The 15045-nt window shown below is 68.1% G+C and carries 13 protein-coding genes and 1 pseudogene; 4 read left to right on the forward strand and 10 right to left on the reverse strand.

What is annotated here, in order from left to right; translation table 11 throughout:
* Both VNR91_RS10055 and VNR91_RS10060 read left to right on the forward strand, forming a co-directional pair.
* A pseudogene (locus VNR91_RS10055) lies at nt 1–428 on the forward strand (cell division protein FtsH); the annotation flags it as partial.
* Nucleotides 429–514: 86 nt separating this feature from the next.
* Nucleotides 515–904 carry a hypothetical protein gene (locus VNR91_RS10060; protein ID WP_325490630.1) on the forward strand — a complete coding sequence of 130 codons (390 nt, stop codon included), beginning with the start codon at nt 515–517 and terminating at the stop codon, nt 902–904.
* Nucleotides 905–910: 6 nt separating this feature from the next.
* Here the strand turns inward: VNR91_RS10060 and VNR91_RS10065 are convergent, their stop codons facing one another.
* On the reverse strand, nt 911–1981 hold the full coding sequence (locus VNR91_RS10065) for a DUF3667 domain-containing protein (protein ID WP_325490631.1): 1071 nt from the start codon (nt 1979–1981) through the stop codon (nt 911–913).
* 48 nt (nt 1982–2029) lie between these two features.
* Here VNR91_RS10065 and VNR91_RS10070 point away from each other — a divergent pair, with 48 nt between their 5' ends.
* Complete coding sequence (locus VNR91_RS10070) at nt 2030–3277, forward strand: glutamate-5-semialdehyde dehydrogenase (RefSeq protein ID WP_325490632.1); 1248 nt, start codon at nt 2030–2032, stop codon at nt 3275–3277.
* Between the two features lie 35 nt (nt 3278–3312).
* Here VNR91_RS10070 and VNR91_RS10075 read toward each other — a convergent pair whose 3' ends face one another.
* The 8 genes from VNR91_RS10075 to VNR91_RS10110 form a co-directional block, all read right to left on the reverse strand.
* Nucleotides 3313–4197 carry an OmpA family protein gene (locus VNR91_RS10075; RefSeq protein WP_325490633.1) on the reverse strand — a complete coding sequence of 295 codons (885 nt, stop codon included), beginning with the start codon at nt 4195–4197 and terminating at the stop codon, nt 3313–3315.
* Nucleotides 4198–4562: 365 nt separating this feature from the next.
* Nucleotides 4563–5255: a TetR/AcrR family transcriptional regulator gene (locus tag VNR91_RS10080; RefSeq protein ID WP_325490634.1), complete on the reverse strand. Its 693-nt coding sequence runs from the start codon at nt 5253–5255 to the stop codon at nt 4563–4565.
* A 33-nt stretch (nt 5256–5288) separates the two neighbouring features.
* A complete protein-coding gene (locus tag VNR91_RS10085) occupies nt 5289–6611 on the reverse strand; it encodes an MFS transporter (RefSeq protein WP_325490635.1) in 1323 nt (440 codons plus the stop codon).
* Nucleotides 6612–6750: 139 nt separating this feature from the next.
* Nucleotides 6751–7509, reverse strand: a complete 759-nt coding sequence (locus tag VNR91_RS10090) for a TetR/AcrR family transcriptional regulator (protein WP_325490636.1) — start codon at nt 7507–7509, stop codon at nt 6751–6753.
* 129 nt (nt 7510–7638) lie between these two features.
* Nucleotides 7639–8541 (reverse strand): SDR family NAD(P)-dependent oxidoreductase, encoded by a 903-nt coding sequence (locus VNR91_RS10095; protein ID WP_325490637.1) that lies wholly within the window; start codon nt 8539–8541, stop codon nt 7639–7641.
* Nucleotides 8542–8753: 212 nt separating this feature from the next.
* Nucleotides 8754–10346, reverse strand: coding sequence for a hypothetical protein (locus VNR91_RS10100; protein ID WP_325490638.1), 1593 nt, complete (start codon nt 10344–10346; stop codon nt 8754–8756).
* Nucleotides 10347–10400: 54 nt separating this feature from the next.
* A complete protein-coding gene (locus VNR91_RS10105) occupies nt 10401–11972 on the reverse strand; it encodes an AMP-binding protein (RefSeq protein ID WP_325490639.1) in 1572 nt (523 codons plus the stop codon).
* 134 nt (nt 11973–12106) lie between these two features.
* On the reverse strand, nt 12107–13258 hold the full coding sequence (locus VNR91_RS10110) for a DUF3089 domain-containing protein (protein WP_325490640.1): 1152 nt from the start codon (nt 13256–13258) through the stop codon (nt 12107–12109).
* A 325-nt stretch (nt 13259–13583) separates the two neighbouring features.
* On the opposite strand from VNR91_RS10110, the gene VNR91_RS10115 reads away from it, so the two are divergent.
* Nucleotides 13584–14762 (forward strand): NAD(P)/FAD-dependent oxidoreductase, encoded by a 1179-nt coding sequence (locus VNR91_RS10115; RefSeq protein WP_325490641.1) that lies wholly within the window; start codon nt 13584–13586, stop codon nt 14760–14762.
* A 31-nt stretch (nt 14763–14793) separates the two neighbouring features.
* On the opposite strand, the gene VNR91_RS10120 is transcribed toward VNR91_RS10115, so the two are convergent.
* Nucleotides 14794–15045 (reverse strand): PEP-CTERM sorting domain-containing protein (locus tag VNR91_RS10120; RefSeq protein WP_325490642.1); only part of this gene is annotated, 252 nt, incomplete at its 5' end.

Below are 15045 nucleotides of genomic sequence, written 5' to 3' on the forward strand. Positions count from 1 at the left end.
AGCAGGCGACCAAGCTCGCCCGCGCGATGGTGCTGCGCTGGGGCATGTCGGACAAGCTGGGGCCGCTGGAATATGAGGAGGAACAGGGCGAAACCTTCCTCGGCTATTCGCAGACGCAGCGCCACAGCATGTCGAACGAGACCGCGCTGCTGATCGACAGCGAGATTCGGCGCCTGATCGACGATGGCCACCAGCGCGCGACGCAGGTGATCACCGAGAATATCGACCAGCTGCACACGCTGGCCAACGCCCTGCTGGAATATGAGACGCTGACGGGCGACGAGATCAAGCAGATCGTCGCTGGCGACGGGATCGACCGGACCGATCCGGGCGCGTCGATCGCCGCGCAGCCGGCGTCGGGCACCTCGGTTCCCAAGACGCGCCGGCCCAAGGGCGGCTTCGGAACGCCTGCGCCGCAGGGCGCCTGATCGCCCGGTATTCGCCCGCTGTTTGACGGCGCGGTGCGACAATCCTAGCCCTTCCGTGTCGGCGACGAGGCGGGAGGGCTTTTGACATGGGGCGTTGGGTCGCCGTTCGGGCACTGGCTGGGCTGACAGGACTGATGGCGCCGATGGCGGCGTCGGCGCAGGACATGACGGTGCGCGATTTCCTCGCCCATGCCACCGCGCTTCAGAGCCGGGGTGCCGCCGCCGCGGACGCGCCCGAGTATCAGCGGCTCAAGGACGAGGTCGCCCACGCGACCGCGGCGTACCGTGCCATGCTGGCGACCGACGCGCAGGCCGGCACGCCGCCGCACAGTTGCCCGCCGCCCAAGGGCGCGTTGCGCCTGACCAGCAAGGACCTGTTCGCCGATTTCCGCACGATCCCGCCCGAACAGCGCGAGTTGACGGTGCGGGAGGCCTTCTACGCCTTCATGAAGCGGCGCTATCCCTGCGCGAAATAAGCGGCGTCAGCCGACCAGCCCCAGCCCGACCAGCAGCACGACGAACAGCGCGAGAATGATGCTGATGCAGATCAGCAACAGCATCGTGCGCAGGATCGCGGTCGTCCGCCCCAGCCGATAGGCGCCGCGCAACTGGCGGTACAGGTGGATCACCGGAACGATCAGGCCGATCGTGGCCAGCCAGCTGCTGGCCAACCCGGCCGCCCCCGCCAGCGTCAGCACGATGAACAGCAGCGACATGAACGCGATCGAATAGGTCACGAACACGGCGTGGTCGTACATGCGGTAGTCGCGCTTCCAGAAGAACATCAGCCACATGAACGGCAGGGACAGCGGGATCAGCAGCCAGGAGAATTTGTAGCTGTTCGACTGGAGCTTGTAGAGCATCAGCTCAGGATGTTTCTGCGCCTTTTCCAAGCCGTGATCGAGCCGCGACCAGCCGGTATGGAAACCGCTCTTATCGCCGATGAGCTTCGACGGCAGCGCCATCCGCGTCGCATCGAGCGCCTTGATCCCCGATTCGGCGTCGGCGATCGTCTCATCGAGCCGCGCGGCGGCAGCCGTCCCGGCCTTGACGCGGGCGCGGGCCTGCCTTGCTTCGGCAAGTTCGTCCGAAAGCCGCTTGTGCCCGCGCTCGATCCCCGCGACCACCATCTTGTCGTTACCGCCAAGGTCGCTCGGCGGCGCGATCCCCAGGATCGAGAAAATCGCGAACATGGTGAAGATCGAGAACAGGAAGATCGCCATCGGCGACACGAACCGCGCGCGCTCGCCGTGAACATAGCGCCGGGTCAGCTCGCCCGGGCGCCACGCGAGCAGCGGCAGCGTCTTCCACAACTTGCCTTCGAAATGGACGACCCCGTGCAGGATTTCGTGCCAGATCGCCCCGATCGAACGGTGGATGTGCCCTGACTGGCCGCAACGGTGGCAATAGGCGCCGACCAGCGCTGTGCCGCAGTTGAGGCAAGCCCCATGCGCCGCCCCGTCGAGCGCGCCATGCCCCTCTCCGGCGTGCGGCTCGACCGCACGGCCCAGCAGCGCGCCCGTCACGATCTCTCCAGCAGCGTCGACCCCCATGTCGCCACGCTACCACCTTGCATTGCAGCATGCTACCGCGCGAACGTGATGACCGATGCGACGCAACTGATCGCCGAAATGGGCGCCCGCGCCCGCATCGCGGCCCGCGTGCTGGCGGCGATGCCGGCGGCGGCCAAGGCCGACGCGCTGCGCCGCGCCGCCGACGCGCTGCGCGATGCCGAACCAACGATCCTGGCCGCCAACGCCGATGACATGGCCGCCGCCGACACGCTCTCCCCCGCGATGCGCGACCGGCTGCGGCTCGATAGCGGCCGGGTCCAAGCGATGGCGGACGGAGTCGCCGCAATCGCCGCGCTCGATGATCCGGTCGGCCAGGTGATCGACACGCGCACGCGCCCCAACGGACTGGCGCTGTCGCGGGTGCGTGTGCCGATCGGCGTGATCGGCATCATCTACGAAAGCCGGCCCAACGTCACCGCCGATGCCGGCGCGCTGTGCGCGATGGCGGGCAACGCCGCGATCCTGCGCGGCGGATCGGAAGCGGCGCGATCGAACCGCGCGATCCACGCCGCGCTGTCCGCCGGACTGAGCGCGGGGGGGATGCCGGCCGACGCGGTCCAGCTGGTCCCCACCACCGACCGCGCCGCCGTCGGCGCGATGCTGGCGGGCGAAGGCATCCTCGACATGGTGGTGCCGCGCGGCGGCAAGGGACTTGTCGCGCGCGTCCAGGCGGAGGCGCGGGTGCCGGTGCTCGCCCACCTCGACGGCAACAACCACGTCTATGTCGATGCCGCGGCCGCGCCGGACATGGCGCTGCGGATCGTGCTCGACGCCAAGCTGCGCCGTACCGGCATCTGCGGCGCGGCGGAGACATTGCTGATCGACCGCGCCTATCCCGATCCGGCGCCGATCCTGCGCGCGCTGATCGAGGCCGGCTGCGAATTGCGCGGCGACGCGTCGGCACAAGCGCTGGTCCCCGGCATCGCCGCCGCCACTGCCGCGGACTGGGACACCGAATATCTCGAATCGATCCTGGCAGTGCGCTTCGTCGACGGGCCGGACGCGGCGCTCGACCATATCGCGCGCCACGGATCGCATCACACCGACGCGATCGTCACCGAAGATGGCGCCACCGCCGAGGCATTCCTGCGCGCCGCCGACAGCGCGATCGTGCTGTGGAACGCCTCCACCCAGTTCGCCGACGGCGGCGAATTCGGGCTGGGCGCGGAAATCGGCATCGCCACCGGCCGGCTGCACGCGCGCGGGCCGGTGGCGCTGGAGGGGCTCACGACCTACAAATGGGTCGGCCGCGGATCGGGCCAGATCCGCGGCTGACGTGGGACCGGGGGCATTGCGCGCCCCAAGGCGCCTTACAGGCCGTCGAGGCCCTTGCTGACCAGCACGTTCACCGCGACGCGGCGATTCTGCGCCTTGCCCTCGGGAGTATCGTTGTCCGCCGTCGGGTCCGCTTCGGCCATCCCGGTCGGCGTCAGCATCCGATAGGGCTTCCAGTGACAGGCCTGCTGGAGATAGTTGACCACCTTGCCCGCCCGCTTCTCGCTCAGGACCTGGTTGAAATCCTGGCTTCCGGTCGAATCGGTATAGCCGACAACCAGCAGCAGCGCGTTGTCCATGCCTTCAGCGGCGGAGACCGCGGCGCAGAGATCGGCCTTGGCCTGCTCCGACAGCACCGCCTTTCCGGTGTCGAAGTTCACGTTGGTCGTGCTCTTGATATTATACTGATCGATGTCGGCCATGCGGCCGCGCAGCGCCTCGGTGGCGGCGGTCTGTTCGGCGAATCCCTGTTCGGTGCCGTTGCGGATCATCGATGCGGTCTTGAAGTCCTTGGTCTTGAGCGCGATCTGGCTTGCCACCAGCCCGTCCGCCCATTGCACCGTCTTGATGGTGACCGGCAGGCCGTTGAGCAGCGAATCGGCCGCGCGCTTGTCGCTGCTCAGGCCCAGGAACCCGCCGCGCGACCGGATCTTGGTGCCGTCGCTCAGGAACACGAGCGTCTTCGTGCCGCCCGCCGTCGTGACCTGCATCTTGACGTCGTTGCGCGCCGAGATGAAGCCCTCGACCTCCGGGCCTTCGGGCATACCCGACAGATCGGCCGGCGGCGAGCCGTTGACCGTGATGTCCGGGGCACCCTGGTTCGGGTCGCGTTGCTCCTGTGCGTGCACGCCGGCGGACACGGCACTGGCAGACAGCGCCAGCATCAAGAGTAGTTTCGGGCTCCTGGAAAGAATAGCCATCGTATTTCTCCTTCGAATTCGGCCCATCCCGCCCGAGGATTACAGTCGGTCGTAATTCTCGACCGTCGCGATGGCGTATCGCGATGCCGGGGTCCACTTGCTCTGCGTTGATCGGGACATGCGGCGTTCAGCTGTACTCGGGCATCAGGGATTTCCAGCCTGTTTGGATCAACCTTTCGCGCACATGAACACTTGGCGCGGCCCCACAGGATGGCCCGACGGGTCGAGAGCCTCGTGCGGCGAGCCGATGCGTGGCATCGCCCGCCCCTGCCCACAGGCGGGCGTCGACGGACGACTCCGTAGGAATGCGCGTGGTTCGGGGGTCAGGATTCGTGGACAAGCGCAGGACCTCCGCTTGCGGGACATCAGCCGGGCTGGCAGATCGCCTTGAATCCGGCCGCCATGAAGGTGACCATATGCGCCTTGATCGCGTGGAAATCGTCCGACGAGCATAGCCCGCCCGACATGCGATCGAGCCGGCCGGTGCGCGCCAGATTGTGCGTCATCGCGCCCGATACGAAGTGGAAGCCCCAGAAGATGCGTTCCTCGCTCGTGCCGGGCATCGCCCGTTTGAGCAGGTCGACAAGCGTCGCCGCGACCGGATCGAAATAGGTGCTCATCTTTTCGGAGCCCCATCCGCCCGCGCTGTTGGCCTGCGCGGCGATGCGGCCGAACGCCGACCAGTATTCGGTCTGCTCGATCTGCAGGTCGAGATCGGTATCGATCCAGACGCGCAACGCGCCCTCCACCGTCACCGCGTCGCCCGCGGTGGCGGCGTAATCCTGCATCGCCGCCAGCCGCTTGCGGGCGGAGATCGGCGCCTTGCGCGCCCAGACCGCCTCGAAGATGCTTTCCTTTCCGTTGAAATGATAGTGCAGCAGCGTCGGGCTGACCCCGATCGCCTGCGCGACGCCCTTCATGGTCACGCCGTGGTAGCCATATTCGGCGAACAGTTGTTCGGCCGCGTCGAGGATGCGTTCGATCGACGCTTCGCGCGCGATGTCCTTCGGGCGCCCGCGGCGGCTGGGTCTTCGATCGTCCTGGGGCGGCTGGCTCATGCGGCACCGATGTCGCCCGGAACACCGGGATCGTCAACCGGCCGACACCGTCGGACCCTCATCCCGATGCGCCGAAAGAAACGCGACGCAGACGAACGAGATGGCGCACACCCCGGCCAGGTACAGCGCGATCGGAAAGGTCGAGCCGTAATGGGCGAACAACGCGGTGGCGATGATCGGCGCGAAGCCGCCGCCGACCACCGCGCCCAGCTGATAGCCGATCGACGCGCCGGAATAGCGCACTTCCGGCGGGAACAGCTCGGCGAACAGCGCCGCCTGGGGACCATACATCAGGCTGAGGAAAGCGAGATCGATCAGGATGGCGAAGAACACCGCCGCCGGCGAAGCCGTTTCAAGCAGCGGAAAGAAAGCGAACGCCCATGCGCCGCTGAGCGCGGCGCCAAGCATGAATGGCAGCCGTCGTCCCCATCGGTCCGAGATCCAGCCGCTGAGGACGAGGATGGGGATCATCAGCGCGCTCGCGCCGACCACCGAACCCAGCATCAACTCACGCGACAGGCCGAGCGTGCTGGTGCCATAGGCGACGGAATAGGTGATGATGATGTAGAAGCACACGTTGTTCGCGATGAAGGCGCCGCCCGCGAGCAGGAGCTGCTTCGGGTGGCGGAGCGCGACCTCCAGCACCGGGGAACGCCTGCGTTGCGGCGACGCGGCGACATGACCGGCCGATTCCTCGATCCGGAAGTGGACGAAGATGCCGATGAACACCAGGATCATGCTGAGCAGAAACGGAATGCGCCAGCCCCAGATCGCGAACTCGGCGGTTGGCAGCAGATAGGCGACCAGCAGGAACACGACATTGGCCAGGATCACGCCGAGCGGGACGCCGACCTGAACGAAACTGCCGTAATAGCCCTGCTTGTCGCGCGGCGCGGATTCGATCGCCAGCAGCGCGGCGCCGCCCCATTGCCCGCCGATCGCCAGCCCCTGCAACAGGCGCAGCACGATGAGCATCAGCGGCGCGGCGATCCCCACGTGATGATAGGTCGGGAGCACGCCGATCAACGCGGTCGACAGGCCCATCAGCATCAGCGCGAACACCAGCGCGCGCTTGCGCCCGAGCAGGTCGCCGAAATGGCCGAACAGGATGCCCCCCAGCGGACGGGCGATGAAGCCGATCGCAAAGGTGCCGAACGCGGCGATCTGCGCCACGAACAGCGGCAGGTCGGGCGGGAAGAACAGCTTGGGAAACACCAGCGCGGCGGCGGTGCCGTAGATGAAGAAGTCGTACCATTCGACCGCCGCGCCGGCCGAGGAGGTCAGCGCGACCTTGGTGATATCCCTGCCGCTGGGCGTGTCGGACGATCGCCGCGTCGCTGATGTGTCGATCGCCATCGGGGGGTATCCTCACCTGCCGCCACCGCTGTTCGGTAGTCTGGAACGCGCAGCATAACGTCCCGCACGACGCCCGCAAGTCATTCACGTACTGGAGAGTGAGTTTATTGCCGACAATGCCGTCGGCGGACGCCGGGCGTTATGCGGGTCCGTCCCGTTCGGCCTTGCGCTCGGCGCAGACCGCGCGGAATCCGGCGGCCATGAAGGTGGCCATACGCTTTTTCACCGCCAGGAAATCATCCGACCGGCACAGGCCGCCGGACAGCTTGTCGATCCGCCCCGTCCGCGCCAGCGTCAGCATCAGCGCCCCGGTCACGAAGTGATAGCCCCAGAAGATGTCATCCGCCTCGCAATCGGGCAGCGCACGCTTCAGCAGGTCGATCAGGCGCAACACGACCGGATCGAAATGCTGGTCCATCAGTTCCGCCCCCCATTCCGGGGTGTTGGCGACCTGCGCGCCCAGCGCGGCGTAATTCTTCCACCCTTCCCCGCCCTCGATATAGAGATCGAGGTCGGTATCGAGGAACGCGTGCAGCGCCCCCTCGATGGTCGGCTTGCCGCCGGCTTCCCGGTCGTAATCCTCCAGCACCTTCATCCGCCGTTCGCTGGTCACCTCCGCGCGGCGGGCGAAGACCGCGTCGAACAACGCGCGCTTGTCCGTGAAATAATAGTTGAGCAGCGTGTGGTGCACCCCCACCTGCTTGGCGACGTCCTTCAACGTCACGCCGTAGAGCCCGTGCCGCGAGAACAGATACTCCGCCGTGTCGAGGATCTGTTCGATCGTTTCCGCGCGCTGCTCCGCCTTGGTGCTCGATTTGCGCTTGCCCTCCGCGGCGGCGGCGCTGGCAGCCGGTCTGCGCCGTGCGCCAGACGAGGACGTTGATTTTACCTCAGTCACCCAACAGTTCCTCTAGTCGAAATACGCTCCTCTCAATTTAGCCCACCGGACGTCAAGCTTCGAGGAAAGCGGCGGTCGCGCTCGCACAGTCGCCAGCCCCGCCAAAGGGTTATGCCGGTGATCGCCCCCTCAATGTTCTAACGCCATCGCCGGCAGGGCGTGACCGGCGCTGGCGAGTTCCCGTTCGGCCTGCGTAAAGCCGTAGCCGGGCACGATCTCCCCCGCGCGGTCCCCGATATCCTCCCAGCCGGCGACGACCCGCTCCGCGCCCTCGACCCCCGCATCGCCGATGTAGCTGCCGTGGGTGAGCGTGACGTTGGCCTGGGCGAAATGCCCGGCGCCCGCGCACAGGATGGCGCGCGTCGGCGCCTCGTCCCGCACCAGCGCGAACAGGCCGGGACTGACCAGATCGGGCGACAATCGGGAAAGCGCTCCCGGCGCCAGCACGCCTTCCGTCATCTGCGTCGCCGCCGTGGGGGCAAGACAGTTGACGCGGATGCCGTATTTCTCGCCTTCCAGCGCCAGCGTCTGCATCAGGCCGACCAGCGCCATCTTGGCGGCGCCATAGTTCGCCTGCCCGAAATTGCCGTAAAGCCCGGACGACGATGTCGTCATCACGATCCGCCCATAGCGCTGGTCGCGCATGATGTCCCAAACCGCCTTGGTGCAGATCGCGGCGCCCATCAGGTGAACGTCGATAACCAGGCGGAAATCGGCGAGATCCATCTTGGCGAACGACTTGTCGCGAAGGACGCCGGCGTTGTTCACCAGAATGTCGATCCGGCCCCATCGCGCCATGACGGTGTCCACCATCCGCGCGACGGCTGGAGCATCGGTCACCGAGCCGCCGATGCCGATCGCCTCGCCACCACGCGCGACGATCTCGGCGGCGACCCGATCGGCGCTGGCGCCGTTCATGTCGTTGACGACAACCCTCGCCCCGAGTTCGGCAAGGAGGAGCGCGTGGCATCTGCCCAATCCTCCACCCGCGCCGGTCACGATGGCGACGCGATCCCGCAAACCCATGCCCATCTCCAATTTTTCACTATCTGGTTAGTTAGCAAAAAGCCCACGGAACGCAACGCTTTCAAGTCGTGCCGCGGCTTGTCGCGCGCCGGCCGGGTATTGCGGCCGGACGGGATGGCGGGCCTGTCGCACGGACGGCGTCAGGACCGGCGGCAGCCCCGCCTGCCAACATCCCGCCTGCCAACGCCCCGCCCGCGCCCGGCTCCGCGGCTGAAAGGTCACTGCCTCAGATTGCGCGGCACCGGCTCGCTCGCGCGATCGACCTTCGGCGCCTGGAGCTTGGTCAGGTCGGACGCCATCAGGAAGCCGGTCAACTGGCAGAACATCGCCACCTGCCGCCGAAAGGAACGCGGATCGAACCGGTCGATCCGCCCCGAATGCGCCCAATAGGCGCCGAGGTCCCCTTGGACGCCGTAGCCCGGAATACCGCGAAAGCGCGCGCCGCTTCCCATGCCGTACCACGGTCCCTGCGGCTCGCCGTGCGCGCCGGGGCGGCCAGGGGAGCGGATCACGGCCGATCGCACCTGATTGTCCCGGGCCGCCTTGAACGCCTCGTCGATCACCGCCTGATTGGAGGTGGCGTAGACCCAGGTCGGCAGCGATCGGCCGCTTGGCCTGATCGCATCGCCGTCGGCGACGTATTCGATCTGGCCGAGGTGCTCCATCGCGATCAACGCCACGATCTTGTCTCCCGCGCGCGGCATCTTCTCGAAATAGTCCTGGTTCGCCCAGGCCCGTTCGGCGCCCGGCATGAAATGGCGGCAGTCGAGTTCGATCATCAGGGTGCGCGGACGATCCGCCCGTGGGATGCGGCTCATGTATTTGACGACGCCCAGCAGCCCCAGCGCGCCGTCGTCCTGGCTGATCGACGGTCCGTCGGTGTGGGTCCGCAACTGGACCTGCTCGTCGCGCTCGGTACCATAATCCCGGCCGGGCAGATAGGCGATCAGCTGATAGGCCTCGCTGTCGACCAGCGCCCCCTCGACCCGGATGGTGGCGGTCGCGTGATCGCGGGCATCGGCGATGATCGCGTCGCCCACCAGCCGGTCGACATAGACCGAGGGGAAATCGTACAGCGCCGGCACGGGGAAGGTATAGAGTCCCTCGGTCGCCGCCCGGTTGAGGTTCATCGCGAAGACGATTCCCGCCGGCTTCCGATCCCGCATTTCGGCGACGAAGGTCGCCGTCGCGGTCATCTCGTCCCACACCGCGTCGGAAATCGAATGCGTGCCGTGCTGCTCCTGCGACACCGGCTTGCCCTCGACCGGCCAGCTGTCGAACGGCGTGAGGTATTCATAGTCGCTGCCGCTGAACGCGTCGCGCACGTCGGAACGCGGCACCGGCCGATAGACGACGATCTTGCCGGCCACCTCGGGCTTGGCATCGGGATCCCACAGGACCAGCGGGGCGGTCACGCCGTCGCGGCCGGTGATCCCGCAGCTTGCGCCGAAATTGGCAACATGGACGCGGCGTCCGTTCGAGATCAGGCCCCATTGGGAAGCGTCGGGCCAGACGCTCGATACCATGCGCTTGAAGGCCCACGGCGAACGATGGACGTCGACGCAGCCGAACGCGCCGAGTCTCTCTTCCAGAAACTGGAGGAAGGCGCGCCAGGAATCGTTTCCGGTCAGCGCCGGCCCCCTGCTGTCCTTGGAGCGATGCCACGCCATCGCCTCCCGTTCCGAGACGAGCCACCGCGGATCGGGCGGGCCGAGCAACGCCGCCGGAGCGGGCGCGCCGCGTGCGGGGGCCCCGATCAGGCCGATCGTCGCGCCGGCGCCCAGGCCGCACAGCACATCTCGCCGCTTCATCGCCATCGGTTCTTCTCCTCCGTATCTCCCGCGCGCGATGAGGACGGCCGGGCGTCAGAGCAGACCGGCGGCATAGTCGGCCCTCAGGCGAAGCTTGTCGATCTTTCCGGTGGGCGCCAGCGGCATGGCCGCCACCCGCACGATCTCATCGGGCAGCCACCAATCCGCGACCGTGCCGCGCAGCGCCGCGACCAGATCCTCGTCTCGCACGGTCGCGCCGGGCAGAAGTTCGACCACCAGCACCGGCCGTTCGCCCCATTTGCCGTCGGCGCGCGCGATCACCGCCACCTGCCCAACCGCCGGTTCGCGACCGACGATCGCCTCGATCTCGGCCGGATTGATCCATTCGCCGCCCGACTTGATCAGGTCCTTGGACCGGCCGCGGATCGTCAGGTTGCCGACGGCGTCGATTGAGGCGAGGTCGCCGGTATCGAAGAATCCCTCTTCGTCGAGCGCATCGTTCGCCATGCCGAAATAGCGATCGAGGACGCTCGGCCCCTTGACCATCAGGCGCCCGACCGCGCCGTCCCGCCGTGGCAGGGCGGCGCCTTCGGCATCGGTCAGCTTCGCATCCAGGCCCATCAGCAGCCGGCCGGCGCTTTCGCCGGGGGCATCGCCGGGCCGCGCGGTCACGCCGAGCGGCGACAATTCGGTCATTCCCCAGCTGGTCTGCACCACCGCGCCCAGCCCCGCTTCGAGCCGGCGCACCAGTGCCTGCGGCGTATCCGATCCGCCGACCACGATCCGCTGGAGATCGGGGAGCGTCGTCCCCGTGCGCTCAAGGTGCTCGACCACGCCCAGCCACACCGTCTGGACCCCGACCGCGACGGTCACCCCTTCATCGCGCATCAGCCGCGCCAGGCTCGCGCCATCGGCGTGGCGGCCGGGCAGCACGACCTTGGCGCCGACGGCCGGCGCGGCGAACGGTAACCCCCAGCCGTTGGCGTGGAACATCGGCACCGCGATCAGCAGCGCGTCGGACGCGGTGATGGCGAAGGCATCCGCCTGAAGCGCGCGCAGCGTGTGCAGATAGTTCGAACGATGCGTGTAGAGTACGCCCTTGGGCGGCCCGGTGGTGCCCGACGTGTAGCACAGGCCGGCCGGCGCGGTTTCCGCGAACGCCCCCCAGCGCGTCTCCCGCCCCATCGTTGCCAGCAGATGCTCGAATTCCCATGCGTCGACCGCCGCCGTTCCCGGCGGAGGCGCGTCGTCGTCGATCCACAGCAGGTGTTCGAGCGTGGGGCATAACGGCAGCACGTCCGCGACCAATGGCGCGAGGTTGGCGGGTGCCGCGAGGATGCGGTCGGCGGCCTCGTTGATCATCACGGCGAGCTGGTCGGCGGTCAGCCGGGGGTTGAGCGTGTGGCACACCACGCCGATCCCCATGGCCGCATAATAGAGCTCGAAATGATGCTGTGTGTTCCACGCCAGCGTCGCGATGCGGTCGCCGGGGCGGATGCCCAGGGCGAGCAGCGCGCCGGACGCGCGATTGGCCCGCTCACGCAGGCCCGCATAGCCGATCCGCAGCGACGGCGCGCCGGTGCGGGCGGTCACCACCTCGCGCTCGCCCGCCCATCGCGCGGCGTGATCGAGGAATTTGTCGACGGTCAGATCGTAGGATTGCATGGGATCGCTTGACTGGAGGAACCCGGGGCGACGCGTGAACCGCCGCCCACGGGCACAGGGGCGGGCATCGCGGCGCCCTGTCGATGGAGAGCCCAGGGCCCGCCCGCGATATTGAACCCATTCGGCGTGTTCTATTAGCGCCTTTCCGCCAGATAGGTTTTCGCCTGAGCTCGGACGACATCGACCAGATTCCCCATCACCAGATTGACGTCGATCCGGTGCAGGCCCCAATCCGGCAACCTGCGCCCGTCGATGACCAGGTCGCCGACAATATCGTTGGTGCGCTTGCCGGCGGGATCGGGATGGATCGTCACCGCCAGATAATTGTGGCGACCGTCGTTCCGGCACGCGGCGCTGAGCAAGCCGGGCACCTCGACGAACGGCTGATCGATCGGCACCGGCGGGGTCGTCCACGGTCCCTGCTTCTCACCGCTGGCGGTAACCATCTCGGCGCCCGCACCCAGATAGGCGCGCAGCGGCGCGTCACCGCCGGCCAGCGCCGCCGGATTGACGCAGGCCGCCTCAAGGCCGGGGCCGGCGGAGGCGGCGAACGTCTGGGCGTCGGGCGGCGGCGGGACATCGGCGCGGAACGAGGCGAAGTTGATCGCGCAACCGATCTGGCCATCGGCGCGGCAAAGCGGGATCGCCTTGAAATCGCCGCCGACGTCCTTGCCGACCGGCACCTGCAGACGATATCCGGCAAGGATCACCGACAGGATCCGGCGCTGTATCGGCTTTCCGTCGATCTCGTTCTTGACGAGCTGCGCGAGCACGCCCGATCCCTGCGAGTGGCCGATCAGCACGACGGCGCGGCCGTGGTTCTCCCGGGCGAGGTAATAATCCCAGGCGCGCTTCACATCGTCATAGGCCATCTGCCGATCGACCGGGATCGGCGCGCCGCGCATATTGGCGTGAAGCGCGGCGAGCGTCACCTGCCGGTACAGCGGCGCGAACCGGCGGCACACCGTGCCGAACCGGGCGAACTGCTGGTTCACCACCGCGACCTCTTCCTCACCGATCTCCATCAGGGCGTTGCCGCCGGGATCGCGTGAAACCGTGGGGTAGACGTAGAAACAGTCGACCGGCGCCCGGGGGTCGGCGCGGAAACGCTCGACGCTGGTCGAGCCGTCGGCGCGAAGGACGACGGCGTCCTGGTTGGAGCGCGCGCACACGTCGGTCGGCTGGTCCGGCCGGCACAACCACGCCGCCGGGTCGGCATAGTCCGGCGTGTCGGATAGCGGCGCGGGCGCGGCATTCCCCGGCGTCGCGGCGTACAGGACCGCCACAACCGCGACCGACGCGAGCCGCCGCAGCGCACGCCCGATCGTGACGGACTCCGCGTTTGGTATCGCCCGCGCGTTCCCCATCACCCTCTCCCTTCCGATCAGCCGCCGATTGGGGCCATTTGGCACCGCGCGATCGGCGATGTCAAATATTCACTATATAGAGAGATAATATCTTGTCCGCATAAACCGGAGGCCGAACCTCGCGCGCATGAAGCCACCTGTGGCGACCGGCACGATCGCTTTCCGGCGCGGAATGAGAGGCGCCCGGCCATGGCCGCGCGGCGAACGGTTTGGATTTCCCGGCGCCTGTGCGACAGGGCCGGGAATGCCGGAGTCCCCTTCCCTCTATGACGCCATCATCCTGGGCGCGGGCGGTGCCGGGCTGATGTGCGCGGCGACCGCCGGCCAGCGCGGGCGGCGCGTGCTGGTGATCGACCATGCCGACGAAGCCGGGAAGAAGATCCTGATCTCCGGCGGCGGGCGCTGCAATTTCACCAATCTGGGCGTCGCGCCCGATCGCTACCTGTCGGCCAACCCGCATTTCGCCAAGTCGGCGTTGGGCCGCTACACCGCGCGGGATTTTCTGGCGCTGGTCGAGCGTCACGGCATCGCCTGGCACGAGAAGACGCTGGGGCAATTGTTCTGCGACGGATCGGCGCGGCAGATTGTGGCGATGCTGCTCGGCGAATGCGAGCTGGGCGGCGTCACGCTGGCGCTGGGCCGGCCGGTCGCAGAGGTCACCCACGCCGATGGCCGGTTCCACGTTTCCCACGGCGATCGCACCGCCACCGCCCCGGCGCTGGTGATCGCCACCGGCGGGCCGTCGATCCCCAAGCTGGGCGCGACCGGCTTCGCCTATGATCTTGCGCGTCGGTTCGGGCTGAAGGTGGTCGAGCCGCGTCCGGCGCTGGTGCCGCTGACGCTGCCGCGCGACGATGCGCTGTTCACGTCGCTATCGGGAGTATCCGCGCCGGTGGTGGCGCGCTGCGGCAAGGCCGCTTTCGCCGAGGCGGCGCTGTTCACCCATCGCGGCCTGTCCGGACCGGCGATCCTGCAGATCTCAAGCTATTGGCGGCACGGCCAGACGATCGCGATCGATTTCCTGCCGGCGCAGGCGCGCGGGTGGCTGGTCGCCGCCAAGCGCGCCCGGCCGCGCGCGTCGTTGAAGGCGGCACTGCCATTGCCCGATCGTCTCGCGGAGGTGCTGGCCGAACGGATCGGCGCCGCCGGCGACATCGGCGCGCTGACCGACGCGCGCCTGTCCGCGATCGAGGCGCAACTCGCGGGGTGGCCGTTCCAGCCCAACGGCAGCGAAGGCTTCGCCAAGGCTGAAGTGACCGTCGGCGGGATCGCCACCGACGGCCTGTCGTCCAAGACCATGGCGGCGCGGCACCTGCCCGGCCTCTACGCGATCGGCGAGGCGGTCGACGTCACCGGATGGCTGGGCGGCTACAACTTCCAGTGGGCCTGGGCGAGCGGTTGGGCGGCTGGTCAGGCGCTGTAGCGCGCCGGCCGTCGCTCGCCCCGTCGGATTCCTACTGCCCGCGCACGATCCGCCGTCGCCGCGAATAGAGCAGCGCCAGCAGCCCCAGTCCGAGCGCCAGCAGCGCCCATGTCCCCGGTTCGGGGATCGGCGTCGGGCCACCGTCATCGCCGCCGGGCGGGGTGAGCGGCGGGTAATAACCGCCAGTGTAGGTGCCGAGGTGGAACTCGCCGTTCTGGACCAGACTGCCGAACACCGCCGATCCCTGGACGTAGTTGCCGGTCGTCGCGGCGGCGCCGGGGGC

The sequence above is a fragment of the Sphingomonas sp. genome, assembly GCF_035555815.1.
GTDB lineage: Bacteria > Pseudomonadota > Alphaproteobacteria > Sphingomonadales > Sphingomonadaceae > Sphingomonas.